This window comes from Vallicoccus soli (assembly GCF_003594885.1).
Lineage (GTDB): Bacteria > Actinomycetota > Actinomycetes > Motilibacterales > Motilibacteraceae > Vallicoccus > Vallicoccus soli.
Genome location: NZ_QZEZ01000001.1, coordinates 114,149 through 140,730, shown reverse-complemented (window position 1 = coordinate 140,730; position 26,582 = coordinate 114,149). Strand labels below are relative to the sequence as shown.

The window sequence follows — 26,582 nt, the reverse complement described above, 5'->3', positions numbered from 1 at the left end:
GTGGACCTCGTCGACCTCTGGTTCTGGCTCATCGCGCTCACCTTCACCCTCTACTTCTTCCTCGAGGGGTTCGACTTCGGCGTCGACGCGCTGCGCCCGCTCATCGCCAAGGACGAGAGCGAGGAGCGCGCCCTCACCGGCACCATCGGCCCGTTCTGGGACGGCAACGAGGTGTGGGTGATCGCCGCCGCCGGCGTGATGTTCTCGACGTTCCCCGTCTGGTACGGCGCGCTCTTCAGCGGGCTCTACCCGGTGTTCGTCGTCATCCTGCTGGCGCTGCTGCTGCGCGGGGTGTCCTTCGAGTACCGCAACCAGGTGGACAGCCAGCGCTGGCGCGACGTCTGGGACTGGATGTCCTTCCTCGGCAGCATCGTGCCGTCGTTCCTGTGGGGCGTCGTCATGGCCAAGATCATCGAGGGCATGCCGGTGCGGGACGACCAGACGGTCGGCGGCGGGCTCGGCGACGTGTTCACGCCGTTCGCGCTCGCCGGCGGCGCGGCGACCCTGCTGCTCTTCGTCCTGCACGGCGCGAACTTCCTGCTGCTGCGCCTGCACACGGACACCGTCCTCTACCGCCGGGCCCGGACCATGGCCTTCGTCTGGGGCGCCCTGGCGACCGTGGCGATCCTCGTGTTCGTCATCCAGGGCTACGTGACCGAGGGCCTCTTCGAGGACTTCGGCGTGCTGCCGTGGCTTTTCCCGGCAGCCGCTTTCCTGACCCTGGCGAGCATCTGGCTCGCGCTCGTGACGCGCCGGGACGTCCTCGCCTTCGTCATGAGCGGGCTGACCATCGTCTTCGCCACGATGACGGTCTTCATCGCGCTGTTCACGCGCGGGGTCGTCCTGCCGTCGACCATCAGCGACGACCTCAGCCTGACCCTCGAGGAGACGGCCAGCGAGCCGTACACGTTGGAGCTCATGACGTGGGTCGGCGCCATCTTCCTGCCGCTCATCATCGGCTACCAGATCTGGAACTACTACGTCTTCCGCGAGCGGGTGCGCCCGGACGAGGGCGCGCTCGACCGGGGCTACTAGTGGCGGTCTCCTAGTGGCCAGGGGAGCCGGGGGCGCGACCGGACGGGTGCTCGCCCTCGCCGGCGCGCGGTGGCTCGTCCCGGCGTGCGCCGCGCTGGCGGTGCTCGTCTGGGCGCTGCTGCTGGCGCAGTGGGCGCTCGTGGCGCACGTCGTCGTGGCCGTGGTCGACGGCACGCCGCCCGCCGCCCTGCCGGCGCCCCTCGCAGGCGTGCTCGCGGCCTGGGCGGCCCGCGCCGGTGCCGTCGCGGCCCGCGACCTGCTCGCCGCCCGCGCGTCCTCCGCCGCACGGCGCACGGCCCGGGCCCGGCTCGCCCGCGCGCTGCTGGCGCTCGGCCCGGACGCCGTCGTCGGGGAGCGCGCCGGCGAGGTCGCGAGCACCGCCACGGAGGGCGTGGCGCGGCTCGACGCGGTCGTCGCCCGCTTCGTGCCGGGGGCGGTGACCGCCGCCGTGGTGCCGGTGCTCGTCGCCGGGACCGTGCTCGTGCTCGACCCCCCGAGCGGCCTGCTCCTCGTCGTCACCGGTCCGCTCCTCGTCGTCTTCCTCTGGCTCGTCGGCACCCGCGCCGCCCAGGCCGCCGACCGGCAGTGGGAGGCCCTGGGCCGGCTCGGCGCCCTGCTCGTCGACACGCTGCGCGCGCTGCCGACCCTCGTCGCCTACGGCAGGGCGCGCGGCAGCGCGGACTGGCTGGTGCGCACCGGCGAGGCGTACCGCGCGTCGACGATGCGCGTGCTGCGCACCGCGTTCCTCTCCGGCTTCGTCCTCGAGTTCGGCGCGGTGCTCTGCACCGCCCTCGTGGCGGTCACCGTCGGCGTCCGGCTCTTCGAGGGCCACCTCGGCTTCGAGCGCGCGCTGCTCGTCCTGCTGCTCACCCCCGAGTTCTTCGCCCCGCTGCGCGCCCTCGGCGGCGACCACCACGCGCGGCTGGAGGGGGTGCCGGCCGCCGAGCGGCTCCTCGCGCTGCTGGACCGGCCGCAGCCGCCGCGCGGCACCCGCCCCGTCCCCGCGGGCGTGCCGGGCGTGCGGCTGCAGGGCGTCGTGGTGCGGCACGACGGGCAGGCGGCCCTCGACGGGCTCGACCTCGACCTGCCCGCGGGCTCGCGCACCGCGCTCGTCGGCCCCAGCGGCGCCGGCAAGAGCACCGTCGCGCGGGTCCTGCTCGGCTTCACCGCGCCCGACGAGGGGGCGGTCCTCGTCGACGGGGTGCCCCTCGCCGAGCTCGACCCGGACGCCTGGCGCGCGCGGGTGGCGTACGTCCCCGAGCGCCCGTGGCTCATGCCGGCCAGCGTCGCGGACAACGTGCGCCTCGGCCGGCCCGGCGCGAGCGACGCGGAGGTGGAGGCGGCGCTGGCGGCCGCGCACGCGCTGGGCTTCGTGCGCGCACTGCCGCGGGGCGCGGCGACGCCCGTCGGCGAGGACGGCGCGCTGCTGTCGGGCGGCGAGCGCCTGCGGGTGGCGCTGGCCCGGGCCCTCGTCAAGGACGCCGTCCTCGTCGTGCTCGACGAGCCGACGTCGCAGCTCGACCCCGAGGGCGAGGCGGAGGTCCTCGCCGCCCTCGACGCGCTGGCGCGCGGCCGCACCGTCCTCACGGTCACGCACCGCGAGGCGCCCCTGGCCCTGCACGACCGGGTCGTCGTGCTGCGCGACGGCGCCGCGGTGCCCTCGGGGGCCGGGCGGTGAGCGACCTGCTGCGCCTGCTCCCCCGCGGCCGGGCCGCGCTGGCGGTGCTGCTGGGCACGCTGACCGTCCTGTGCGGCGCGGCCCTCCTCGCGGCCTCGGGCGCCCTCATCACCGGCGCGGCCCAGCGGCCGAGCACCCTGCTCGTCCTCATGCCGCTCATCACGGCCGTCCGGCTCTTCGGCGTGGCCCGCGCCGCGGCCCGGTACGCCGAGCGCCTCGTCTCCCACGACCTCACCCTGCGGCTCGTCACGCGCCTGCGCGCCGGGCTGCTCGAGCGGCTCGTCCCCCTCGCGCCGGCGGCCCTGACCGGGGTGCGCGGCGGCGACCTGCTCGCCACGGTCCGCGCGGACGTCGACGAGCTGCAGGGCGCCTTCGTCCGCCTGCTCGCCCCCGCCGCCGTCGCGGTCGTGGCCGGGGGGGCGGCGGTGGCCCTGACCGCCCTCGTGAGCCCGGCGCTGGCCCTCGTCCTCGCCGCGCTGCTCGTGCTGCTCGGGGCCGGCGTGCCGCTGTGGGCCCGGCGGGCGGGGCGGCGCTCGGCCGTGGCCCGCGCGCGCGAGGAGGCGGCCGTCGGCGCCGACGTCCTCGACCTGCTGCACGGGCTCGCCGACCACCTCGGCGCGGACGGCGGCCGTACGGCCCTCGGCGCGCTCGACGCGCACCTGGACCGGCAGGTCATCGCCGAGCGCTCCGCCGCCCGCGTCGCGGCGGCGACCACCTGGCTGCGCGAGGGCGTGCCGGCGCTCGGGCTCGTCGCGGCCCTGTGGCTCGTCGGGGAGGGCGTCGCCGCGGGCGGTACGGACCCCGCCCTCCTCGCCGCCGCCGCCCTCGGCGTCCTCGGCGCCTTCGAGGCGGTCGCGGGCCTGGGCGCCGCCTGGGCCGCCGCGGCGGGCGTGCGCGCCGCGGCGGACCGGGTCCGGGCCCTCGGCGCGCTGGAGCCCGCGGTCCGCGAGCCCGGGCAGCCGCTGCCCGCCCCCGGGGCGACGGGGCTGCGGCTCGAGGGCGTCGCCCTCACCTACCCCGGCGCGGCCCGCCCCGCCCTCGACGGGCTCGACCTCGAGGTGGGCCCCGGCGACAAGGTCGCGCTCACCGGGCCCAGCGGCGCCGGCAAGAGCACCGTGCTCGCCCTCGCCCTGCGCGCCCGCGACCCCGACCGCGGGCGGGTGCTCCTCGGCGGCACCGACGCGCGGGACCTCGCGCTCGCCGACGTGCGGGCCCGCTCGGCCTGGTCGGCCCAGTCCCCCCAGCTCCTCGGCGGCACGGTCGCCGGCAACCTGCGCCTCGCCCGGCACGACGCGACCGACGCCGACCTCGCGCACGTCCTGCGCGCCCTCGGCCTCGACGACGTCCTCGACGGCGTCGGCCTGCACGGCTGGGTCGGCGAGTCCGGCGAGCGGCTCTCCGCCGGGGAGCGCGCCCGGGTGTCGGTCGCGCGCGCCCTGCTGAGCCCCGCGCCCCTGCTGCTGCTCGACGAGCCGACCGCGCACCTCGACGGCCCGCTCGCGGCCCGGGTGCTGCGCGTGCTCGCCGACGACCCGCGCGCGGTGCTGCTCGTCACGCACAGCCCGGCGGCGCTGGACGCGCGCTGGCGCGTCGTCGAGGTGGGGTCCGGGGCGCGCACCGGCGGCGGCGCGGCCCTCGCCGTGTGACGCGCCGCCGCCGGGGCCGAGCCCCGGTGGGGGCGCGGGACCCGCGGCCCACCGGCGCGCGGCGGCGGAGGGAGGCGGTGGAGGCCCGGCCAGGGCTTCGCGACCACCACGCAACTGGCCCCGCAGGTGCTGCGCGAGGTCGCCGCCCGACGCGTCGCGACGCGGCGCACGCCGCGTGCGTCCGCCACCGGCCGCGGGGCTGGCTCCCCGGCCTGACCCTCGCGTCCCCGGCCGTCGCGGGCGCGGGGCGGCCCGGCGCCCACGTGGTCTGGAGCGCCGGGCCTCGGCCCCACGACCTGCCGGCCGGCCGCGAGGTCGTGGACGGCGACTACCCCGGGTCCCCGGCGCCACGCGCGGCCGCTCGAGCAGCGTCCACAGCAGGCCCACAGGGGCGCCACAGCCGGTGCCCGGGTCCACCGCCGAGGCTCGTCGTACCGCCGGAGGCACCGGCGGGGACGACGAGGAGGACCGGATGGACCGCGCTGGGCGCCGCACGCGGCGGGACGCACCGACGTACGAGGGCCGGGCCCTGGCCCGCCCCGACGAGGAGGTCGTCGACCAGGGGCTCGGGTTCGACCTGGGCACGCTGCTCGGGCGGCGGCAGGCGCTGCGCGCCCTGGGCCTGGGGACGCTGGGGCTCGGCCTCGCCGCCTGCGGGACGGGCTCCGCGGCGTCCTCGGCGTCGTCCTCGGCGTCGTCCTCGGGGACGTCCTCGGCGTCCGCGGCGGGCGCCACCGGCGAGATCCCCGACGAGACGGCGGGGCCGTACCCGGGGGACGGCTCGAACGGGCCGGACGTCCTCGAGCAGAGCGGCGTCGTCCGCAGCGACCTGCGCACGAGCCTCGGCGGCGCCGGTGGCACCGCCGAGGGCGTGCCGATGACCCTGGAGCTCGCGGTGAGCGACCTGGCGAGCGGCGGCTCGGCCTTCGCCGGCGTCGCGGTGTACGTCTGGCACTGCGACCGCGAGGGCCGGTACTCGATGTACTCCGAGGGCGTCGAGGACGAGGACTACCTGCGCGGCGTCCAGGTCGCCGACGCCGACGGCCGGGTGCGCTTCACCAGCGTCGTGCCCGCCTGCTACGACGGCCGCTGGCCGCACGTGCACGTCGAGGTCTACCCCGACCTCGACAGCACGGACGACGCGGCGAACGCCATCGCGACCTCCCAGCTCGCCCTGCCGCAGGCCGTGTGCGAGGCCGTCTACGCGACCGACGGGTACGAGGCGTCGGTCGCCAACCTGGCGCGCGTCAGCCTGGACTCCGACGGCGTCTTCGGCGACGACGGCGGCGCGAGCCAGCTCGCCACGGCGACCGGCGACGTGGACGCGGGCTACGCGGTGTCCCTCGCCGTCCGCGTCGACACCCGCACCGAGCCCACCGGCGGCGGGCAGCCGCCGAGCGGGGGCGGGGCCCCGGGCGGCATGGCGCCGCCCCCGCGGTCCTGAGTGCGTCAGCTCCGGCGCAGCTGCCCCACCTGCGCCGACACGGCGGCCGCGTCCTGCTCGACGAAGCGGGTGAGCTCGCGCAGCCACGCCTCCGGGCTGCCGCCGCGCAGCGCGTCCTCCCACTGCAGCGTGTCGGGGTCGAGCGGGAGCACCGCGACGACCTCCGGCGCACCCCGGCCGGCGCCGCCGCCCCGCTCCACGACGAGGAACAGCTCGTCGACGGAGCTGCCGGCGCCGCGACCGCGGGCGCGCGCGTAGCGGTAGGCGTCGAACGCCTGGATCGTCAGCACCTCGTCGCCGCCGACGAGCCGCGCCATCCGGGTGCACTGCTCCGGGTCGTCGAAGCGGGTGGACAGCTCGGTGCGCACCGCCGCGCCGTCCTCGCCGACGAGGTCCGCCAGCCGGTCCCGGATGAGGACGAACTCGCGCATCGTGTGGTCGTTGCGGCCCACCCGCTCGGCGGCGACGTCGTGCAGCACCTGCGCGTCGGCCACGAGCCGGCGCACCTGCCCGACGACCCGCTCCGTCGGGCGCAGGGGCGGCGGGGGCGGCTCGTGCCGCCCGACGCCCAGCGCGTGCAGCGCGTGGCCGACGGCCGGCAGCACCCGCGACAGCGGCCCCTGGCCGGCCGGCGCGCGGCGCGCGTCATCCGCCACGGGGACCACCCCCTCCCGCCCGCACCACGAGCACCACGTCGGGCTCGCCCCGCGCCACCGGGACCTCGTGCACGGCGACCTCCCCCGTCCGGGCCAGCAGGGCCTCGTACGCCGGGGCGCGGGCCGCCCCCCACACCGCGAGGACACCGCCGGGGGCGAGCACCCGCCGGACCAGCGCGAGCCCCTGCGGCTCGTAGAGCCTGGCGTTGCCCGGGACGACCGTCCAGTCCGGCCCGTTGTCGACGTCGAGGCAGACCGCGTCGTAGGTGGCGCCCGTCGTCGCCAGGTGCTCGAGCAGGTCGCCGACGACGAGGACCGTACGGGGGTCGTCGAGGGCCCCCGCGCCCCCCAGCAGCTCCCGGTTCCAGCGCACGACCGCCGGCTCGACCTCGACGACGGTCACCCGGGCGGCGCGGGGGTGGGACAACGCTTCCCGCAGCGTCGTCCCCACCCCCAGCCCGCCGATCAGGACGTGGGCCGGGCGCGCGACGAGGTCGAGGGGCGCCCGGGCGAGCAGCCGCTCGGAGCGGCCGTCGCGGTCGTCCATGAGGAACGTGCCGTTGGCGACGATCTCGTGGTGCCGTCCGTCGGTGCGCAGCACGAGCTCGCCGCAGGCGCCCTGCACCCGCTCGACCTCGCGCACCTCCGCGTCCACGGGCGCAGCCTAGGGCTCAGCGCAGCAGCACGGGGCCCGCGTCGACCGGCGTGCGGAACAGGGCGTAGGGCTTGCGCCGCAGGTCCTGCCCGCCCTGGTACTTCTCCTGGCGGTGCAGCTGGTTCGCCGTGACGTAGAGGTGCCCGTCGGCGGCGAGGGACAGGGTGTCGGGCCAGAGGAGCCGCGGGTCGTGGACGAGGGTCTCCCAGTCCCCGTCGGGCGTGCGGCGCAGCACCGCGTCCTGCTCGTACGCCGTCGCGTACAGCCGCCCGGCGTCGTCCGTCTCGAGGCCGTCGGCGCCCGACCCGCGGTCGCCCTCGTCCTGCACCGTCTCGGCCACCGTCGCGTCGTCCATGCCCCGGTCGAGCAGCGCGCCGACGGCGACGCTCCACAGCCGGCGGGAGGCCAGGGGGCAGTAGTAGAGCCGGTGCCCGTCGGCGGAGATCGCGATGCCGTCCGCGCCCATGGTCACGGGCTGCGGGGGACCCTCCTCGGGCCGCTCGAGGAACGGGCGGCCCTCGACCACCGGGCGGAACTCCTGCAGCGGCAGCGCCGTGGTGGACGGGTGCTCGTGGAGCCGCCGCCAGGACGTGCCGGACCCCAGGTCGACGACGATGATCCCGTTCGGCCCCTGGTCGGCCGAGTCGCTGATGAACGCGGTCCCGGCCGTCCCCCGGCGCAGGTCGAAGCGGACGTCGTTGAGGTACGTCGTCGGCAGCGCCACGTCGGGCGGGAAGGTGATGACCCGCACGACCTCGTCGCGCTCGAGGTCGACGCAGACCAGCTTGGGACCGCCGGGCCGCGTCGGCCGGAACAGGGGGCTGCCGGTGTCGAGCACCCACAGCCGGTCGAGCGGGTCGACGACGATGCTCTGCACGGACACGAAGGCCGTCGCGTCGTCGTCGCCCGCGGGGCTGTTCCACCGCTCGTCGGGGAAGGGCACCTCCTGCCCGTCCCGCAGCTCGACGACGGTCGCGGGCACCTCGTCCCCCCACTCGGGGAAGTTGACGAAGACGCGGCCGCCGTGCGAGACGCTCACGCCGGTCGGCATCGGACCGGTGAAGGCGTGCACGAGCTCGAGCTCGCCGACGGGCTCGTCCGCCGGCGGCCCGCCGGCCGCGGGGGGCTCGGTGGGGTGGTCCAGGGGCACGTGGGTCTCCCGTCGTCGTCCGCGGGCCGCGGTCCGTCCCGCTGGTCGTCGGCCGGCCGGCCGCTGCCCTCCCGTACCCGCCCGCGGCCGCGCGACCCGTCGCCCCCCGCGCACCCGCCGGCCCCGCCCGGCGCCCGGGAGCGGTCCGGGCGCGTGAGCGGGCCGCCGCGGGGCAGCAGGGGCGGCGTACGCCACCACCACAGGAGAGGTCGACGTGAGCCAGCCACCCCAGCAGCAGGACGTGCCCGGCACCCAGGGCGAGATGACGCCGAAGCCCGACTGCGGCGAGGAGAGCTACCGCGGGCACGGCCGCCTCGAGGGCCGGGCCGCGATCATCACCGGCGGCGACAGCGGCATCGGGCGCGCCGTCGCCATCGCCTACGCCCGCGAGGGCGCGGACGTGCTCATCAGCTACCTCGACGAGGAGGAGGACGCGCGCGACACTGCGTCCTGGGTCGAGCGGGCCGGCCGCCGCGCCGTCCTCGTGCCGGGCGACCTCGCCGACCCGCAGCACTGCAAGGCGGTCGTCGCCAAGGCGGTCGAGGAGTTCGGCAAGGTGGACGTCCTCGTCAGCAACGCCGCCTACCAGATGACGCGGCAGTCGATCGAGGAGATCCCGGACGAGGAGTGGGACCGGACGTTCGACACGAACGTGCGGGCGATGTTCCACCTGGTCAAGGCGGCGCTGCCGCACATGGGGCCGGGCTCGTCGATCATCGGCAGCTCGTCGGTGAACTCGGACTCGCCCTCGCCGACCCTCGCGCCCTACGCCGCGACCAAGGCCGCCATCGCGAACTTCACGGCGAGCCTGGCGCAGATGCTCGGCGAGCGCGGCATCCGCGCCAACAGCGTCGCCCCCGGGCCGGTGTGGACCCCGCTCATCCCGGCGACCATGCCGGAGGAGAAGGTCGAGAGCTTCGGCGGCGACACGCCGCTGGGGCGCCCCGGGCAGCCGGCGGAGCTCGCGCCGGTGTACGTCCTGCTCGCCTCCGACGAGGGCAGCTACATCAGCGGTGCGCGCATCGCCGTGACCGGCGGGCGCCCGATCCTCTAGCGCCCCCGGGTGCCGCCGCGCCGGGCGCGGGGTAGGACGGCCCGCATGAGCCGACCGACGACCGCGCCCGGCACCGTCACCCTCGTCAGCGACGTCATGTGCGGGTGGGCCACGGTGGCCCTGCACCGCTTCTACCGGGCCCGCGCCGCCGCGGGGCTCGACGACGCGGTCCGCGTCGACCACCGGGTGTTCCTGCTGGAGGACGTCAACCAGGTGGCGCTGGGCTGGCGGATCATCGAGCCGGAGAAGCCCGTCGTCGGCGCCTGCGAGCCCGGCCTCGGCGTGAAGCCCTGGCAGCGCGACCTCTCCGAGTACCCGGTGACGAGCCTGCTCGCCAACGAGGCGGTGCAGGCGGCCAAGGGGCAGTCGTACGCCGCCGCGGAGCAGCTGGACATGGCGCTGCGGCTGGGCTTCTGGCGGGACAGCCGCTGCGTGTCGATGCTGCACGAGGTGCTCGACGTGGCCGCGGCCTGCGACCGGGTGGACCTCGACCGGCTGCGGGACGACCTCGAGTCGGGCCGGGCCCGGGGGCCGATGCTGCGCGAGTACCGCGCGCACCGCGACGCCGTGCAGGGGAGCCCGCACTTCTTCCTCGCCGACGGCACCGACGTGCACAACCCCGGGATCGCGATCCACCAGGAGGGCGAGACCGGGGCCGGGTTCCTCGTCGTCGACGAGGACGACCCGTCCGCGGTCGAGGAGCTCGTGCGGCGCGCCGCCGCGGCGGCCTAGCGGGCTGCACCGGGCCCGTACGACGAGGGCCCGGGCCGCGCCCGGAGGGGCGCGACCCGGGCCCTCGTCGTGGGTGGGACCTCGTCAGCTGCGGCCGACGTCCGACAGCGTCGCGGCGGCGACGATGCGCCGGCGCTCCGCCCAGGAGATGACCTTGCCGCGGGTCAGGTCCGACGTCACGGCCTTGACGTGCTGCAGGAACGCGCGGTGGCTGGCGTGGTCGCCTCCCTCGGCGATGTGGTCGTTGACCGTGCAGCCCTCGCCGTCGTCCTTGTTCTCGACCGTGCTGTCGTGCCCGCCGATGACCACGGTCGGGCGCACGTCCGACCCGGGGCAGGCGTCCCGGGCCAGCGTGACGACGGTGAAGGTCACGGACCGGGTGCGGGACGCGTTCCCGGCCACGTCGGTCGCGCGGTACGCGACCGTGTGGTCGCCGTCGCCGACGAGCACGACGGGCGCCGCGTAGCGCTGCCACGCGCCGCCGTCCACCTGCACCTCGACGGTGCCGACCCCGGAGCCCGCGTCGGTCGCGGTGACCTGCACCGACGCGCGCCCGACGAAGGCGCCGTCGCCGTTCCGCGACCCGCCGACCGCCGCGGTGACCTCGGGGGCCGTGGTGTCCGCGGGCACCCGCGAGGCGACCGCGAAGGCGAGCGTCTGCGGCGCCGACACGTTGCCGGCGACGTCGGTGGCCCGGTACGCGAGCACGTGCTCGCCCGCCGCGGTCACCGTGATCTTGTTCGCGTAGCGCGTCCAGGCGCCACCGTCGAGCTGGAACTCCACCTTCTCCACGCCGGAGTCCCCGTCGCTGGCGCTCAGCTGCACCGTGGCGGTGAGGTACTCCCCCGCGGCGTTGCGCGCGCCGGTGAGGCGGGCCGAGACCGACGGGGCCTCGGTGTCGCCCGGGTCCGCCGCGACGACCGTGACGGTCACCGAGCCGTCCTCGGACACGTTGCCGGCCTCGTCGGTGGCCCGGTAGGAGAGCGTGTGCTCGCCGGGCCCGTCGATGACGACCGCCCCGGTGTACGGCTGCCAGCCGGCGCCGTCGAGGTCGTACTCGACCGACGCGACGCCCGAGCCCTCGTCGGCCGCGGTGACCGTGACGGCCGCCGACCCGACGTACGCGCCCGAGGCGTCCTGCTGCCCGCTGACCTCGGCCGTGACCTCGGGGGCGGTCGTGTCCTCCTCGCCGCCACCCCCGCCCTCGACGACGGTGAAGGTCGTCGAGCCGGTCTCGGAGACGTTGCCGGCCTCGTCGGTGGCGCGGTACGACACCGTGTGCTCGCCGGGCTCGGAGAAGACCACGGGCTCGGTGTAGGGCATCCAGTGCCCGCCGTGCGCGTCGTACTCGATCGACGCCACGCCCGAGCCCTCGTCGGTCGCGGTCAGGGCGAGGGTCGCGGAGCCGACGTACGCCCCGTCGGCGTCCCGCTCGCCGCTCACCTCGGCGGTGACCTCGGGCGCCGTGGTGTCCTCCTCGCCGCCACCGCCGCCCTCGACGACCGTGAAGGTCGTCGAGCCGGTCTCCGAGGCGTTGCCCGCCGTGTCGGTGGCCCGGTACGTCAGCGTGTGCTCGCCCGGCGCGTCGACGACGACCGGCTCGCCGTACGCCGTCCAGCCGCCGCCGTCGAGGGCGTACTCGACCGAGGCGACGCCGGAGCCGCCCTCCTCGTCGGTGGCGGTGAGCGCGACGGTCGCGGAGCCGACGTACGCCCCGTCGCCGTCCTGCTCGCCGGTCACCTCGGCGGTGACCTCGGGCGCCGTGGTGTCCTCGTCGCCGCCCCCGCCCTCGCCGGTGACGACGAGCTCGCCGCGCATCTGGCCGTGGCCCGGGATGGAGCAGAAGTAGAGGTACGTGCCCGGCGTCAGCGTCACCGTCGCCTCGTGCCGGCCCTGGTTCGCGTCGAACGGGTTGGCGAGGATGTTGAGGGCGACGTCGTGGTTGTAGCCCGGCGTCGACGTGTCGAACGTCAGGGTGTGCGGCATGGCGATGGTGTTGCCAGTCGCCGTGCTGTTCTCGAAGACGATGGTGGTCTCGCCGGCGACGGCCGTCGCCGGGGCGGACTTGTAGTCCGTGACGCTGTTGTCGGCCGTCCAGACGAGGGTCTGCTCGGCGGCCTGCTCCGCGGCCCGCTCGGCGGCCCGGGCCGTGACGGGGACCGCCGCCGGTGCGGCGGAGGCCGCTGCCGGGGCGACCGTGACGGCGGTGAGGCCGGCGAGCACGCCGACCATGACCCGCCGTGCGCTGCGTCGATCCATGGGGTTCGCACTCCTCGTGCGTCGTGGTTCCGGTGGTCTGTGTGCCGCAGGAGCGGCAGGGGGCGCCGGGCCGGCGGGGCGGACGTGCCGCCCCGCCGGCCCGGCCGGGCGCTACAGCTCCTGCACCCGGACGTCGCGGATCTCGATGAGGTCGTTCGCGCCGTGGTTCTGCAGCCCGATGAAGCCGCGCTCGAACTGGCGCAGGTCCGTCGGCGGGTCGCCCGCCCGGGACGACTGCTTGCCGGGCGAGTTCTCGAACTCGTTGATGACCACGCCGTTGCGGATGATCGTGTACTGCTGGCCGACCACGCGGACCTCGTACTCGTTCCACGCGCCCTTCGGGCTGACCGCGGCCTGGTCGAGGCCGACCGGGTCGAAGTTGTAGACCGAGCCGGTCTTCTGCGGCTCGCCGGTGGGCCCGTCGTAGATCTGGATCTCATGGCCGCAGTAGATGGCCACCCAGGCCGGCGACGAGGCGCCCTGCGCACACTCCGGCAGCTCGTCCGCCGGGGCGGTCGGGTCCGGGAAGCGGGTAAAGACGCCGCCGTTGGCGTAGGTGTCGCCCTGGGACACGTCCCGGAACTTCAGCTTCACCGAGAAGTCGCCGAGCTCCTCGCCGGCGTACCAGAGCATCCCCAGCCCGCCGTTCGAGCGCAGGGAGCCGTCGGGGCGCAGGTCGAACCTCCCGCCGGGCAGCTGCACCCAGTCGCGCAGCGACTCGCGCGTGCCGTCGAAGATCGTGCGGTAGCCGCCGGGCTCCACGCCGATCTGCGAGCGGGCGGCAGCGTTCACCAGGGCCTGGCGCTCCTTGCGGGTGATGCGGCTGTCCTCGAACAGGCCGGCCGCGACGCCCTTGACGTGGCGCAGGAACTGGTTGTGGCTCGCCCACTCCTTCTCGTCCTGGAACAGGTCGTTGACCGTGCAGCCGCCCAGGTCGTCGTTGGCGACCCCGGAGTCCACGTCGCCGAACCACACGGTCCCCCGGTCGTCCGGGATGGTGCAGGTCGTCGTCGCGTCCGCGGTGACGGTGGCGGTGCTGCCGTCGGCGTAGGTCACGGTGAGCGTGGCCTCGTAGGAGCCGACCCGGGCGTAGGTGTGCCGCGGGTTCGCCTGCGTCGACGTGGTGCCGTCGCCGAAGTCCCAGCGGTACGCGACGCCCCCGGACCGCTCGCCGGTGAAGGCCACGGTCAGCGGGTCGCCCTGCACGCTCGTGCCGGACGCGGCGGGCGCGGGGGTCGGGGCCCCGCCGTGGTACGTCACCCGGACGAGCTTCTGGTTGTCGTCGAGGCTGAAGAAGCCGCCGGCGTAGTCGAGCATGTAGAGCGCGCCGTCAGGGCCGAACTTGGCGTCCATCCAGCTCTGCACGCGGTCGTCCGCCCGCCCGCCGGGGAGGATGTGCCGCAGGTCCTCGCCGAACGCGGGGGCGCCCTGGGCCGGCACCTGCGCCGGGTCGACCGTCACGGCGACGCGGTTGTTCGGGTTGGACTGGTCCCCGAGGAACCACTTGCCCTCCCAGTACGACGGCCAGGCCACGTCGCTGGCCGGGTCGACCTGCGAGGTGCGGTACGTCGGGCCGGACATGACGGCCTGCCCGCCGCCGCGCAGCCACGGCAGCGTGTAGGTGGCGTCCTCCTCCTCGTACGTGGGGATGCCGCTGCCGTCCTCGCGGAGCGGGAAGACCGGGCCGCCGCCGCTCGGCGAGTACCAGATCATGTTGTCGCGCACCGGCGGCAGGTCGACGAGGCCGGTGTTGCGCGGCGAGGTGTTCTTGGGCGCGTCGCAGTCGTACCAGCCGGCGAGGACGTCGGCGTCCTCGTTGCTCCGGTCGCGGTACGGCTGGCCGTTGCCCATGCAGTACGGCCAGCCCTGGTTGCCCGCCGAGGTGATGATCGTCGCCGTCTCGTACTTCGCGGGCCCGAGCTCGGGGTCCGGCGCGAAGGCGTCCGGCCCGACCCAGGCCGCGGTCAGCCAGTCGGTGTCGGCGTCGACCTGCAGGCGCGAGATGTTGCGCACGCCCATGACGTAGATCTCGGGGCGGGTCTTGTCGCCCGGGTCGCGGGACTCCGGGAAGAGGTTGCCGGCCGGGATCGAGTACGTGCCGTCGTCCTCCGGGTGGATCCGCAGGATCTTGCCGTTGAGGTCGTTGGTGTTGCCCGCGGTGCGGCGCGCGTCCTGGAAGCTGATCCCGGCGTACTCCTGCTCCCAGTTGTTGCCGGAGTAGCCGCCGGACCCTCCGGAGGAGTTGCTGTCACCGGAGCCGACGTAGAGGTTGCCCTCGTCGTCGAACGCCATCCCGCCGCCGGCGTGGCAGCAGCTGTGGATCTGCGTCTCCCACTGCAGCAGGTCGACCCGCGTGTTCTGGTCGATGCTCGGCCCCGAGGGGTCGTAGGTGAAGCGGGACACCGTGCGCAGCCCGACGCGCCGCTCGCGGTCGATCGAGTCGTGCGGCATCCAGTAGACGTAGAGCCAGTGGTTCTCGGCGAAGTCCGGGTCCGGCACGATGCCGAGCAGGCCCTCCTCGTTCTTGACGAGCTCGTCGCCGCTGCCGCGGTTGCCCATGACGTCGAGCGTCGTCAGCAGCGAGGCCTGGCCGGTCTCGGGGTCCCACTGGTGGATCGTGCCGCAGCCGAGCCCGACGTCGGGGTCGCTCCAGGGCACGACCGGCCCGCTCGGGCAGGCGCCGCGACCGACGTAGAAGACGGTGCCGTCCTGCGCGACCGTGAGGCCGTGCGGCTCGCCGATCTGGTCGAGCTCGCCGTCCTCGTTCTCCGCCGTGAGGCGCTCGGTGCGGTAGTTCGAGGCGATGGTCGCCTGGCAGTCGCCGCGGACCGTGCCCGTCGTCCACTGCAGGGCGCCCAGCAGGTGCCGGCGGAACGTCGCGTCGGTCCAGGTCTCCGGCGTCCCGCCGAGGCCGGTGTAGAACGAGCGGCCGCCGTCGTAGTCACGGCACCAGGACACGGGCGTGAACGCGGAGACGCCGCCGGCCGGCTGGCCCTGCGGCTCGAGCTGGGCGACGGTGTGCACCTCGCCCGCCGGGTCGTCGGCCCAGTCCAGCCACTTGTCCTCGTGGTCCCACGTGAGCGGCAGCGGGGCCGTCGCCGGGTGCTGGCGGTCGACGAGGTCGACGGTGCCCTCCTCCACCGGCAGCTCGGGGTCGGGCTGCTCGACCGCGTCCGGGCCGAAGAGGGACAGCTCGGCGAGCTGCGTGAGGTCGTCGCCCGCGTTCTCGGTGATGACGAGGCGGTACCAGCCGTACGCGGTCTCGCCCTCGACGTCGAAGTCGCGCGGCTGGAAGCGCTCGGGGAAGTCCTCGCCGCTGCGGGCGTCGACGTCCTCCCACGCCTGGCCGTCCTGCGAGCCCTGCAGGGTCCACGACCGGGGGTCGCGGCCGTCGAAGTCGTTCGCCGAGGTCAGGGTGTAGCGCTTCACCGCGACCGCCTCGGCCAGGCGCACCGTGAGCGTCGCGGTCGGCTCGAAGGCCAGCCACTTGGTCCCGGGGTCGCCGTCGACGAGGTTCTCCGCGTCCTCGTTCGGGGCGTTCTCCGCCGTGGCGGAGACCTCCGCGACGTCCTCCGGGTCCGGCCGGGCGCCGGCCACGCGGGCGCCGATGAGGCCGCCGAACCACTGCGACGCCTCCTGGGCCCGCGCGGCGTCGCGCACGCCGAGGAAGCCGCCGCCGGCACCGACGTAGTCCTGGAGCGCGCTCTCCTGGGCGCCGGTGAGCTCGACGCCCTCGGCCGACAGGAACACCACGCCGCGGTAGCCGTCCAGGCCCGCGGCGCTGAACACGGCCGGGTCGGAGGACGCCTCGACCGCGAAGCCGTGCTGCGCGCCGAGCTGGGCGACCGCCTGGGCCGCCTCCGCGACCGGGTCGTCCTGCGCGTCCGGGGCGCCGTGGAAGACGAGGACGCGCACCGGCGCCGCCGCCGTCGCCGCCGCCTTCGCGGACGCCTTCGCGGCCGCCTTCGTGCGGGCCTCCGCGGGAGCCTGCTGCGCCGCGGTGGCCTGCGCTGCCGCGTCGGGCTGGGCGCCTGCGGGGACCGCGGCCGGGCCGACCGCGAGCGCCGCGCTCGTCAGGGCCACGGCCAGCGGCCGGAGGACCCCCGGTCGGGAGCGCCCCCTCGCCGTCGTGGGGGTCTCGCGCCTACGTAGCACTCTCTGGCTCCTTCGTCATCGGTGCGGGCGCCCGGGGCAGGGTCGGGCCGGGAGGTCTCTCGGGGGGGCCTGGTCAGTGGCCGGCGTGGCCGCCGGTGCTGCCGCTCGCCGGCGGCGCGGTGGTGCCGTGGCCGTGGCCCGCGTGGAAGCGGTCGATGGACTCCTGCGCGCCGGGCGGCATGCTCCCGTCGGCGTTGCGCACGAGGAAGATCCCGGCCATGCCGCCGTCGGCGTGGAACTGGACGTGGCAGTGGTACATCCACGCGCCCGCGCCGACGCCGAGCCCGGCGACGACCTGGAACCCGAACGAGTCGCCGGGGTTGAGGTCGCGGTTGTCCACGACCTGCGTCACGTCGTCACGGCCCTGCAGCAGCCCCGTGCGGTTGTTGGCCCAGCGGTGCGCGTGCAGGTGGAAGGTGTGCAGCTGGTTGCCGTGGCCGATGCAGACCCACTCGACGCGCTCCCCCAGGCGGGCCTCGAACATCGGGGCGTCCGGGGCCATCCGGTTGTTGATCGTCATGTCGTTGAACACGACGGTCACCGTGCGGTCCGGGAGGATGTCGCCGACCCGCCGGACGACGAGGCCGCCGTACAGGCCCGCGGCGATGCCCTGGGTGCCGTGCTCGCCCCACGCGTGGTCGTGGTAGTGCCAGTAGCCCGCGCTGCCGGGCATCCAGATGCCGCGGTCGCGCTTCATGGGCACGGTCGTCCAGGTGTACGTCCGCGTCTCGCCCGGCTCGTTGAAGGAGCCGTTGAAGGGGCTGCCGTCGCTGTCGACGTCGTAGTTGACCCCGTGCGGGTGGATCGACAGGCGCTGGTCGGTCGTGTTCACCAGCGTGATCTCGAGGGTGTCGCCCTCCCACATCTCCAGGAGGGGGCCGGGCACCGTCGCCTTCCCGGGCTCGAGGCCGTAGCCGACCATGCCGCCGTCCATCCGCTCGGCGTACATGGTGATGGCGCGGGTCCGGCCGGTGGCGGCCGCCGCCGGGGCGGCCGTGACGGTGCCGCCGGCGCCCAGGGCCAGGGTGGCCACGGGGGTCGCGGCGACGGTGCCCGCGGCGCCGACGAGCAGGGCCCGCCGGGACAACGCGTTCCGGCGCAGGTCCCGCGGGGAGGTGGGCTCGCTCATGGATCTCCTTCCAGGCGCGCCCGCCGGGGCAGCACGGAGCGGCGCCGCCGACGCGTCGTGCGTCGGGGCGCGCGCAGGCGTGCGCGGACCTCGGGACCTCGTGCCCCGAGCAGGGCGGCAAGCGCTTGCACGCGGAACGACCGCGTGCCGTCGGTTCGGGGGTGGACGGGGGCGCGCCGACGGCGGGCCGGCACCCGTGCCGTGGCGCGGTCCGGGCGCTGGCCGTGCCGGTGCGCGCGGGGGGCCCGTGCGCCCGGTCAGCGGTCCGGACGGCTGGCGTCCCCGGCGGTTCCGGGGGGCCTGTGACGCATCACACCGGAGGAGGGACAAGGTTGTCAACACTGTGTGAAAAGTTCGTCTCACCCTGCGCGAAGTACGACCCCGGTCGGGTCAGCGGTGCACCCGGTGCTCAGACCTCGAAGCGGTAGCCCATCCCCGCCTCGGTGAGCAGGTGCCGCGGGTGGGCGGGGTCGTCCTCGAGCTTGCGGCGCAGCTGGGCGGTGTAGACGCGCAGGTAGTGCGTCTCCGTGCGGTAGGCAGGCCCCCACACCTCGGCGAGCAGCTCGTGCCGGCCGACGAGCCGGCCCCGGGCCCGCACGAGCACCTCGAGCAGCTGCCACTCCGTGGGGGTCAGGCGCACGTCGTGCCCGTCCCGGCGCACCTTCTTGCGCGCCAGGTCGACGGTGAGGGCGCCGGCCACGACGACCGCCTCGTCGGCGTCGCCCGGCGCCGCCCGCCGCACGGCGGCGCGCAGCCGGGCGAGCAGCTCGTCCATGGAGAAGGGCTTGGTGACGTAGTCGTCGGCGCCCGCGTCGAGCGCCTCGACCTTGTCGTCGGAGTCGTGGCGGGCGCTGAGCACGACGACCGGCACCCGGCTCCAGCCGCGCAGGCCGTGGATCACCTCGACGCCGTCGAGGTCGGGCAGGCCCAGGTCGAGCACCACGACGTCGGGGTGCTCCGCGGCCGCGGCCTCCAGCGCTCCCCGCCCGTCCGCGGCCGTGACCACCTCCCAGCCGCGGGCCCGCAGGTTGATCGCGAGGGCGCGCGCGAGCCCGGGCTCGTCCTCGACGACGAGGACGCGGCTCACGCGCCCGCCCCGGCGGCCGCGGGGGCCCCGGCCCCGTCCAGCGGCAGGTCGACGACCATGGTCAGCCCACCCCCCGGGGTGTCCTCGGCGGCGACCCGGGCGCCGACCGCGTCGAGGAAGCCGCGCGCGACGGCGAGCCCGAGGCCGGTCCCGGCGCCCGCGGGGGCGTCGCCCAGGCGCTGGAACGGCCGGAACATCGCCGGCTTGTCCTCGTCGGGGACCCCTGGACCCCGGTCCACGACGCGCACCTGCACGACCGGCCCGCCCGGGGCGGGGACCACGGCCGCGGAGACCCGCACCCGCGAGCCGCGCGGGGCGTGCCGCACCGCGTTCTCCACCACGTTGGCCAGCGCGCGCTCCACGAGGCCGGGGTCCGTGCTCACCAGCGGCAGGTCCTCGGGGGCGTCGACCTCGACCGCCCCCGGCGGGACCGCCGCGAGCGCCCCCGGCAGCACCTCGTCGAGGCTGGCGGGGCGCAGCCGCACCCGCACCGCGTCCGCCTCGATGCGCGACACGTCGAGCAGGTCGTCGATGAGCCGCTCGAGCCGGGACGTCGCCTCGTCGACGGTGGAGAGCAGGGCGCGCTCGTCCTCGGGGCTGAAGGCGACGTCCTGCTGCAGCAGGCTGCTCACGGCGGCGCGGCTCGTCGCGAGCGGGGTGCGCAGGTCGTGCGAGACCGCCGCCAGCAGCGCCGAGCGGATGCTGTTGCCCTCCTCGAGCTCCTGCGCCCGCGCGGCGTCCGCGGCCAGGCGCTCGCGCTCCAGCGCCGTCGCCGCGTGCGCCGCGAAGGCCTCGAGCACCCGCCGGTCGCCCGCCGCCAGCACCCGCCCCTGCAGGGCGAGCGCCAGCCGCGGGGAGACCACGATCTCCGCGTCGCCCTCCTCCGGGGCGGCGCAGGGCCCGGCCCCGCTGGACCGGACGCAGCGCCACGGGCTGCGCTCGTCGTCGCGCTCGAGCAGGCTCACCGAGCGCACCGCGAAGGTCTCGCGCAGCCGGGCCAGCACGGCGTCCACCCCGACCTCGCCGCGCAGCACGCTGCCGGCGAGCAGCGAGAGGGTCTCGGCCTCCGCCCGGGCGCGCGAGGCCTGGGCCGAGCGCCGGGCGGCGAGGTCCACCACCGAGGCGACGGCCACGGCGACCGCGACGAACACCCCGAGCGCGAAGGCGTTCTCCGGGTCGGCGACGGTCCAGGTGCGCACCGGCGGGGTGAAGAGGAAGTTGACGAGCAGGCTGCCCACGACGGCGCCGGCGACGGCCGGCCACAGCCCGCCGACCAGCGCCACGACGACCGTCAGGGTCAGGAAGAGCATGAGCTCGGTCGGCAGGCTGTGCAGGTCCTGCGTCGCGAGGAGCACGGCGGCGAGGGCGGCGGGGCCGGCGAGCGCGAGCACCCAGCCCGCGACCCTGCGGCGACGGCCGAGCGGGTCGCGGCGCGGCGCGCGGCGCCGGCGGCTCCCGGCCCGCTCGTGCGTCACCACGTGGACGTCCATCGCGCCCGACCCCTGGATCACCCGCTCCCCGGCACCGGGCCGCAGGGCCACCGAGAGGCGGCGCCGGCGGCTCACGCCGAGGACGAGCAGCGACGCGTTGACGCCGCGGGCGAAGTCCAGCACCGCGTCGGCGACGTCGTCCCCGACCACCGCGTGGAAGCTGCCGCCGAGCTCCTCGACCAGCCGGCGCTGCGCGGCGAGCGCCCCCGGCGCCGCCCCCGCGATGCCGTCGTCGCGCACGACGTGCACGGCCAGCAGCTCACCGCCCGCGCCGCGGCGGGCGATGCGGGCGGCGCGCCGTACGAGCGTCTCGCCCTCCGGCCCGCCCGTCAGCGCGACGACCACGCGCTCCCGGGCCGGCCACGTCGCGGCGATCCCCCGCTCGGCGCGGTACGCCTCGAGGGCGTCGTCCACCCGGTCGGCGAGCCACAGCAGCGCGAGCTCGCGCAGGGCGGTGAGGTTGCCCGGGCGGAACCACTGCGCGAGCGCCGCGTCGACCGTCTCGCCCGCGTAGACGTTGCCGTGGGCCAGCCGCCGCCGCAGCGCCTCCGGCGTCATGTCGACGAGCTCGACCTGGTCGGCCCGGCGCACCACCTCGTCGGGCACCGTCTCCTGCTGGCGCACCCCGGTGATCGACGCGACGACGTCGGTCAGCGACGCGAGGTGCTGGATGTTGACCGTGGAGATCACGTCGATCCCCGCGGCGAGGAGGTCCTCGACGTCCTGCCAGCGCTTCTCGTGCCGGCTGCCGGGCGCGTTGGTGTGGGCGAGCTCGTCGACGAGGGCGACCTCGGGTCGGCGGGCGAGGACGGCGTCCACGTCGAGCTCGCCGAGCTCGACGCCCCGGTGCACGACGACCCTGCGCGGGACGACCTCCAGCCCCTCGACCATCGCGGCGGTGCGCCGCCGCCCGTGGGTCTCGACGAGCGCGACGACCACGTCGGTGCCCCGCTCGGCCCGCCGGTGCGCCTCGCCGAGCATCCGGTACGTCTTGCCGACCCCCGGCGCCGCCCCGAGGTAGACCCGCAGCCTGCCCCTGCGCACCTCAGCCCCCTCCGGCGCTCACGGCTCCCCCGCGCCGGACCGCCGCTCGAGCGCGACGTTGAGCTCGAGGACGTTGACGCGGGGCGCTCCCAGGACGCCGAGCGTACGACCCTGCACGTGCTCCTCGACGAGGCCGCGGACCTCCGCGGGGTCGAGCCCCCGGGCGGACGCGACGCGGTCGGCCTGCTGGCGGGCGTACTCCGGGGAGACGTGCGGGTCGAGCCCGCTGGCCGACGCCGTGAGGGCGTCGGGCGGCACGTCGTCGGGGTCGACCCCGTCCTGCGCGGCGACGGCGGCCCGGCGCTCCTCGACCGCCGCGAGCAGGTCCGGGTTCTCCGGGCCGAGGTTGGACGCGCCGCTGGCCAGGGCGTCGTACCCGTCGCCGGCGGCCGAGGGACGGCCGTGGAACCACTCCGGCCCCTCGAAGGCCTGCCCGACGAGGCTCGAGCCGACGGTGCGCCCGTCGAGCTCGATCATCGAGCCGTGCGCCTGCCGCGGGAACGCGACCTGCGCGACGGCGGTGACGGCGAGCGGGTACGCGACCCCGAGCAGGACCGTGAGCAGCAGCAGCACGCGCAGGCCGGCGAGCGACTGCCGGCCGAGGGCGGCGAGCGTGGCGGTGAGCGAGGTCATGGTCAGCCGATCCCGGGGACGAGGCGGACGAGCAGGTCGATGAGCTTGATGCCGGCGAAGGGCGCGACGAGGCCGCCGAGGCCGTACACGAGCAGGTTGCGCCGCAGCAGCGCCTCGGCGGACGACGGGCGGTAGCGCACGCCGCGCAGCGCCAGCGGGACGAGCCCGACGATCACGAGCGCGTTGAACACGACCGCGGAGAGGATGGCCGACTCGGGCGTCGCGAGGCGCATGACGTCGAGCGCCTCGAGCTGCGGGAACAGCCCGGTGAACATCGCGGGCACGATGGCGAAGTACTTCGCGACGTCGTTGGCGATGGAGAACGTGGTCAGCGCCCCGCGGGTGATGAGCAGCTGCTTCCCGACCTCCACGACCTCGATGAGCTTCGTCGGGTCGCTGTCGAGGTCGACCATGTTGCCGGCCTCCTTGGCGGCCGACGTCCCCGTGCCCATCGCGACGCCGACGTCGGCCTGCGCGAGGGCGGGCGCGTCGTTGGTGCCGTCGCCCGTCATCGCCACGAGCCGCCCGCCGGCCTGCTCGGCCCTGATGAGCGCCAGCTTGTCCTCGGGCGTCGCCTCGGCCAGGACGTCGTCGACCCCCGCCTCGGCGGCGATCGCGCGCGCCGTCAGCGGGTTGTCGCCGGTGACCATCACGGTGCGGATGCCCATGGCGCGCAGCTCGTCGAAGCGCTCGCGCATGCCCGGCTTGACGACGTCCTTGAGGTGGACGACGCCGAGCACCCGCGCCCCGGCGGTCGTCCCGGGCCCCGCCTCGGCGACGACCAGCGGCGTGCCGCCGGCGGCCGCGACGCGGTCGACGGCCCCGCCCACCTCCGTCGGGGTGCTGCCCCCGGCCTCGCGGACCCACTGCAGCACGGCGGCCGCGGCGCCCTTGCGCACCTGGCGGTCGCCCAGGTCGACGCCGCTCATGCGGGTCTGCGCGGTGAAGGGGACGAACGACGCCCCGTCGACGACGCCGGGGCCGGTGGCGCGCAGCCCGTAGCGCTCCTCGACCAGCACGACGACCGAGCGGCCCTCCGGCGTCTCGTCGGCGAGGCTCGACAGCCGCGCCGCGTCGGCGAGCTCCTCCTCCCCGACGCCCGGTGCCGCGAGCAGCTCGACCGCCTGCCGGTCGCCGAGCGTGATGGTGCCCGTCTTGTCGAGCAGCAGCACGTCGACGTCGCCGGCGGCCTCCACCGCGCGCCCCGACATGGCGAGCACGTTGCGCTGCACGAGCCGGTCCATGCCCGCGATGCCGATGGCGGACAGCAGCGCGCCGATGGTCGTCGGGATCAGGCAGACGAGCAGCGCCGTGAGCACGACGAGCGCCTGCGGCTCGCCCGACCAGGTGGCGAGCGGCTGGAGGGTGACGACCGCGAGGAGGAAGACGAGGGTCAGCGCGGCCAGCAGGATGTCGAGCGCCACCTCGTTCGGGGTCTTCTGGCGCGAGGCGCCCTCGACGAGGCCGATCATCCGGTCGAGGAAGCTCTCCCCCGGCTTGGCCGTCACGCGCACGACGATGCGGTCGGAGAGGACGCGGGTGCCGCCCGTCACCGCCGAGCGGTCGCCGCCGGACTCGCGGACCACGGGCGCCGACTCGCCGGTCACGGCCGACTCGTCGACGCTCGCGGCGCCCTCGACGACGTCCCCGTCCCCGGGGACCGTCTCGCCCGCCTCGACCACGACCAGGTCGCCGGCCCGCAGCTCGGACGCGGGGACGACCTCGCCCGTGGTGCGGCGGGCGGTCGTGTGCTCCCGGGCGCGGCGCAGCGTCGCCGCCTGGGCGCGGCCGCGGCCCTCGGCGACGGCCTCGGCGAGGGTGGCGAAGAGGACGGTCGCCCACAGCCACAGCGCGATCGCCGCGGCGAAGACGGACGGGTCCACCACCGCGAGGACGGTCGTGACGGCGGCCCCCACCTCGACGACGAGCAGCACCGGGGTGCGGGCGACGTCGCGGGGGTCGAGCTTGCGCACCGCCTGCGGCAGTGCCGCCCACAGCGCGCGCGGCTGGAAAGCGCCTCCCGCGACGCGGCGCCGGGCGGCGGCGCCGACGACCGGCGCGGGCTCCGTGCCCGCGGGGGCCTCGACGTCGGTGGTCATGGCAGGTGCCTCCGGGGTGGGGTCGGCAGACCGGGTGCCGCGGGCGCTCATGCGAGCGCCTCGGCGACCGGGCCCAGCGCGAGGGCGGGGACGTACGTGAGCGCCGCGACGACGAGCACGACGCTCGTCAGCAGGCCCGCGAAGAGCGGGCGGTGCGACGGCAGGGTGCCGGCGCTCGCCGGGACCGGCTGCTGGCGGGCGAGGGCGCCGGCCAGGCAGAGGACGAGGACGATCGGCACGAAGCGGCCGACCAGCATCGCCAGGCCCAGCGCGGTGTTCCAGAACGGGGTCGCCACGGCCAGGCCGGCGAAGGCGCTGCCGTTGTTGCCGGACGCCGAGGCGAAGGCGTAGAGCACTTCGGTGAGCCCGTGGGGACCGGGGTCCTGGACCGAGGACGCGGGGCCGGCGAAGGACACCGCGAGCGCCGACCCGACGAGCAGGGCCGTCGGCGTCGCGAGCACGTAGAGCGCCACCACCGTGATCTCGCGCCGGCCGATCTTCTTGCCGAGGTACTCCGGGGTGCGCCCGACCATGAGGCCGCCGAGGAAGACGGCCAGCACGGCGAGCACGAGCATCCCGTAGAGGCCGGAGCCCACGCCGCCCGGCGACACCTCCCCGAGCATCATGTTGAGCAGCGTGACCCCGCCGCCGGCGGCGGTGAAGGAGTCGTGGAACGAGTTCACGGCACCGGTGGACGTCGCGGTCGTCGACACCGCGAAGAGGGCGGAGCCGGGGACGCCGAAGCGCACCTCCTTGCCCTCCATCGCGGCGCCGACCGCCTGCGGCACGGTGCCGGCGTGCGCCACCTCCGCCGCCGTGGTGGCGACGAGCGCCGCCAGCCAGAGGAAGGCCATGACGCCGAGGACCGCGAGCCCCTGCCGGCGGTCGCCGACCATCCGGCCGAAGGTCCGGGGCAGAGCGCTCGGGACGAGGAGCAGGAGGAACACCTCGAGGAGGTTGGTGAAGGGGTTCGGCGACGCGAACGGGTGCGCGGAGTTGGCGTTGTAGGAGCCGCCGCCGTTGGTGCCGAGCTCCTTGATCGCCTCCTGCGAGGCCACCGGCCCGGTCAGCAGGGTCTGCGTCCCGCCCGAGAGGGTGCGCACCTCCTCGGGCCCCGCGAGGTCCTGCACCACGCCGGCCGCGACGAGCACGACCGCGCTCACGGCGGCCAGCGGCAGGAGGATGCGGACGCACCCGCGGGTCAGGTCGACCCAGAAGCAGCCCAGGCGGTCCGTGCGCGAGCGGGTGAGGCCGCGCAGGAGCGCCACGAGCACGGCGAGCCCCACGGCCGCCGAGACGAAGTTCTGGACGGTCAGGCCGACCACCTGCACGAGGTGCCCGAGCGTGGACTCGCCGGAGTACCACTGCCAGTTGGTGTTCGTGACGAAGGAGACGGCGGTGTTGAAGGCGCCGTCCGGCGGCACGCCCTCGCGCCCCAGCGAGAGCGGCAGCAGGTGCTGCAGGCGCAGCAGCCCGTAGAGGGCGAGGATCGAGGCGGCGCTGAAGCCGAGGAGCGACAAGGCGTACGTCGACCAGCGCTGGTCGGCGCCCGGGTCGACGCGCGCCACGCGGTAGAGCGCCCGCTCGACGGCGAGGTGGCGGCGCGCGGTGAAGACCCGCGCCATGGCGTCGCCGAGCGGCGCGTGGACGGCCGCGAGGGCGGCGACGAGGACGGCGACCTGCAGGGCGCCGGCGAGGCCCTCGGACATCACTCGCCCCCCGGGCGCAGCAGGGCGGCGAGCAGGAAGGCGGCGAGCAGGACGGCCAGCACCAGCCCGACCGCGTCCTCGGCGCTCACAGCCGCTCCAGCCCCTTCGCGAGCAGGGCCAGCCCGGCGACGGAGGCCAGGACCAGCAGGAGGAAGAGGACGTCGGACATGGGGGTGCTCCTGTCGGGGGTGCGGGGTCGTGCCCCTCCAGGGGACGCCCGGCCCGACCCCGCCCCCGGCCCTCCTGACGGATCCCTGACGCCCCCGCCCCCGGTCTTGACGGATCCCTGACGCCCTGCTGCGGTGCACGGCGACGAGGAGGTGCCGTGGCCCCGCTGTCCGACCGCCTGCGCGCCGTCGCCGACGCGCTCCCCCTGCGCCCGGGTCTGCGCGTCCTGGAGGTCGGCTGCGGCCCCGGGGCGCTGGCCCGCGAGGTCGCCCGCCGGCTCGACGGCGGGTACGTGCTCGGCGTGGACCGCTCGGCGACCGCCGTGCGGCAGGCGCTCGAGGGCTCCGCGCCGGAGGTCGCCGCCGGCGTCCTCGGCTTCCGGCGGGTCGCGGTCGAGGACCTCGTCCTGGAGCCGGGCGAGGCGCCGTACGACCTCGCGGTCGCGGTCCGCGTCGGGGCGCTCGACGGCCGGCACCCCGACGCCGGGCGGCGCGCGCTCGTACGGCTCCGCGACGCGCTCGCCCCCGGCGCCGTGCTGCTCGTCGGGGACGGCGCGCCGCTGCGGCAGGTGCCGCTGCACGGGCCGGTCCGGGACGGCCGCGACGCCCCGCACCCGTGGTCAGACCTCTAGCCCCTGCAACTTGAGCGGTTTACTAGACAAGGGCTGCGGCGAGGTGCCAGGGTCGTGCCTGCGGGCAGCGCGGCCCGGGACCAGCACGACGACGGGACGGCGCGACGAGGGTCGCGCCGCCGTGGGAG

General features: G+C 76.2%; 18 protein-coding genes and 1 pseudogene. 7 read left to right on the top strand and 12 right to left on the bottom strand.

The annotated features are described in order from the left end of the window. From cydB to D5H78_RS00655, 4 genes are all read left to right on the top strand, one after another. Window positions 1-1,035, top strand: a complete 1,035-nt coding sequence (cydB, locus tag D5H78_RS00670; RefSeq protein WP_119948491.1) for a cytochrome d ubiquinol oxidase subunit II — start codon at window positions 1-3, stop codon at window positions 1,033-1,035. Window positions 1,036-1,048: 13 nt separating this feature from the next. Continuing rightward, on the top strand, window positions 1,049-2,713 hold the full coding sequence (gene cydD / locus D5H78_RS00665; protein ID WP_119948489.1) for a thiol reductant ABC exporter subunit CydD: 1,665 nt from the start codon (window positions 1,049-1,051) through the stop codon (window positions 2,711-2,713). Then, window positions 2,710-4,359 carry a thiol reductant ABC exporter subunit CydC gene (gene cydC, locus D5H78_RS00660; protein WP_119948487.1) on the top strand — a complete coding sequence of 550 codons (1,650 nt, stop codon included), beginning with the start codon at window positions 2,710-2,712 and terminating at the stop codon, window positions 4,357-4,359. Before cydD ends, cydC begins: the two co-directional genes overlap by 4 nt. A 472-nt stretch (window positions 4,360-4,831) precedes the next feature. After that, window positions 4,832-5,803 (top strand): intradiol ring-cleavage dioxygenase, encoded by a 972-nt coding sequence (locus D5H78_RS00655; protein WP_119948486.1) that lies wholly within the window; start codon window positions 4,832-4,834, stop codon window positions 5,801-5,803. A gap of 5 nt (window positions 5,804-5,808) precedes the next feature. Here D5H78_RS00655 and D5H78_RS00650 read toward each other — a convergent pair whose 3' ends face one another. Genes D5H78_RS00650 through D5H78_RS00640 form a run of 3 tightly spaced genes read right to left on the bottom strand, consistent with a single transcriptional unit; the run spans window position 5,809 to window position 8,264 of the window. Next, window positions 5,809-6,459 carry a hypothetical protein gene (locus tag D5H78_RS00650; RefSeq protein WP_133411970.1) on the bottom strand — a complete coding sequence of 217 codons (651 nt, stop codon included), beginning with the start codon at window positions 6,457-6,459 and terminating at the stop codon, window positions 5,809-5,811. Beyond that, complete coding sequence (locus D5H78_RS00645; RefSeq protein WP_218566078.1) at window positions 6,449-7,114, bottom strand: spermidine synthase; 666 nt, start codon at window positions 7,112-7,114, stop codon at window positions 6,449-6,451. Before D5H78_RS00645 ends, D5H78_RS00650 begins: the two co-directional genes overlap by 11 nt. A 16-nt stretch (window positions 7,115-7,130) precedes the next feature. Then, window positions 7,131-8,264 carry an L-dopachrome tautomerase-related protein gene (locus D5H78_RS00640; protein WP_218566077.1) on the bottom strand — a complete coding sequence of 378 codons (1,134 nt, stop codon included), beginning with the start codon at window positions 8,262-8,264 and terminating at the stop codon, window positions 7,131-7,133. A 214-nt stretch (window positions 8,265-8,478) separates the two neighbouring features. Between D5H78_RS00640 and D5H78_RS00635 the strand changes: the two genes are divergently transcribed. Together D5H78_RS00635 and D5H78_RS00630 are read left to right on the top strand one after the other, a co-directional pair. Beyond that, a complete protein-coding gene (locus D5H78_RS00635; RefSeq protein ID WP_119948482.1) occupies window positions 8,479-9,318 on the top strand; it encodes a glucose 1-dehydrogenase in 840 nt (279 codons plus the stop codon). A 45-nt stretch (window positions 9,319-9,363) separates the two neighbouring features. Next, window positions 9,364-10,050 (top strand): DsbA family oxidoreductase, encoded by a 687-nt coding sequence (locus D5H78_RS00630; protein ID WP_119948481.1) that lies wholly within the window; start codon window positions 9,364-9,366, stop codon window positions 10,048-10,050. A 354-nt stretch (window positions 10,051-10,404) separates the two neighbouring features. On the opposite strand, the pseudogene D5H78_RS00625 reads toward D5H78_RS00630, so the two are convergent. From D5H78_RS00625 to D5H78_RS20395, 9 genes and pseudogenes are all read right to left on the bottom strand, one after another. After that, window positions 10,405-12,309 (bottom strand): annotated as a pseudogene (locus tag D5H78_RS00625) (OmpL47-type beta-barrel domain-containing protein); the annotation flags it as partial. A gap of 111 nt (window positions 12,310-12,420) precedes the next feature. Next, window positions 12,421-16,464 carry a ThuA domain-containing protein gene (locus D5H78_RS00620; RefSeq protein WP_425472881.1) on the bottom strand — a complete coding sequence of 1,348 codons (4,044 nt, stop codon included), beginning with the start codon at window positions 16,462-16,464 and terminating at the stop codon, window positions 12,421-12,423. Between the two features lie 73 nt (window positions 16,465-16,537). Further along, window positions 16,538-17,593: a multicopper oxidase domain-containing protein gene (locus D5H78_RS00615; protein ID WP_119948477.1), complete on the bottom strand. Its 1,056-nt coding sequence runs from the start codon at window positions 17,591-17,593 to the stop codon at window positions 16,538-16,540. A 409-nt stretch (window positions 17,594-18,002) separates the two neighbouring features. Continuing rightward, window positions 18,003-18,680 carry a response regulator gene (locus D5H78_RS00610; protein WP_119948475.1) on the bottom strand — a complete coding sequence of 226 codons (678 nt, stop codon included), beginning with the start codon at window positions 18,678-18,680 and terminating at the stop codon, window positions 18,003-18,005. After that, entirely contained in the window at window positions 18,677-21,214 is a 2,538-nt protein-coding gene (locus D5H78_RS00605) for a DUF4118 domain-containing protein (protein ID WP_119948473.1), read from the bottom strand. Before D5H78_RS00605 ends, D5H78_RS00610 begins: the two co-directional genes overlap by 4 nt. Window positions 21,215-21,232: 18 nt before the next feature. Continuing rightward, on the bottom strand, window positions 21,233-21,847 hold the full coding sequence (gene kdpC, locus D5H78_RS00600; RefSeq protein ID WP_119948472.1) for a potassium-transporting ATPase subunit KdpC: 615 nt from the start codon (window positions 21,845-21,847) through the stop codon (window positions 21,233-21,235). Between the two features lie 2 nt (window positions 21,848-21,849). Continuing rightward, complete coding sequence (gene kdpB / locus D5H78_RS00595) at window positions 21,850-23,946, bottom strand: potassium-transporting ATPase subunit KdpB (RefSeq protein WP_119948471.1); 2,097 nt, start codon at window positions 23,944-23,946, stop codon at window positions 21,850-21,852. 47 nt (window positions 23,947-23,993) lie between these two features. Next, window positions 23,994-25,655 carry a potassium-transporting ATPase subunit KdpA gene (gene kdpA, locus D5H78_RS00590; RefSeq protein WP_119948470.1) on the bottom strand — a complete coding sequence of 554 codons (1,662 nt, stop codon included), beginning with the start codon at window positions 25,653-25,655 and terminating at the stop codon, window positions 23,994-23,996. Then, on the bottom strand, window positions 25,655-25,744 hold the full coding sequence (locus D5H78_RS20395) for a potassium-transporting ATPase subunit F (protein ID WP_119948469.1): 90 nt from the start codon (window positions 25,742-25,744) through the stop codon (window positions 25,655-25,657). The genes kdpA and D5H78_RS20395 overlap by 1 nt, the downstream gene beginning before the upstream one ends. Window positions 25,745-25,980: 236 nt before the next feature. On the opposite strand from D5H78_RS20395, the gene D5H78_RS00580 reads away from it, so the two are divergent. Then, window positions 25,981-26,454 (top strand): SAM-dependent methyltransferase, encoded by a 474-nt coding sequence (locus D5H78_RS00580; RefSeq protein WP_119948468.1) that lies wholly within the window; start codon window positions 25,981-25,983, stop codon window positions 26,452-26,454. Window positions 26,455-26,582: the final 128 nt, after the last annotated feature.

Bases quoted from the DNA above. Each gene is read 5' to 3' on its own strand.
- kdpA (WP_119948470.1), bottom strand. From the start codon at position 25,655: ATGTCCGAGGGCCTCGCCGGCGCCCTGCAGGTCGCCGTCCTCGTCGCC.
- D5H78_RS00655 (WP_119948486.1), top strand. From the start codon at position 4,832: ATGGACCGCGCTGGGCGCCGCACGCGGCGGGACGCACCGACGTACGAG.
- kdpB (WP_119948471.1), bottom strand. From the start codon at position 23,946: ATGACCACCGACGTCGAGGCCCCCGCGGGCACGGAGCCCGCGCCGGTC.
- D5H78_RS00615 (WP_119948477.1), bottom strand. From the start codon at position 17,593: ATGAGCGAGCCCACCTCCCCGCGGGACCTGCGCCGGAACGCGTTGTCC.
- kdpC (WP_119948472.1), bottom strand. From the start codon at position 21,847: ATGACCTCGCTCACCGCCACGCTCGCCGCCCTCGGCCGGCAGTCGCTC.
- D5H78_RS00630 (WP_119948481.1), top strand. From the start codon at position 9,364: ATGAGCCGACCGACGACCGCGCCCGGCACCGTCACCCTCGTCAGCGAC.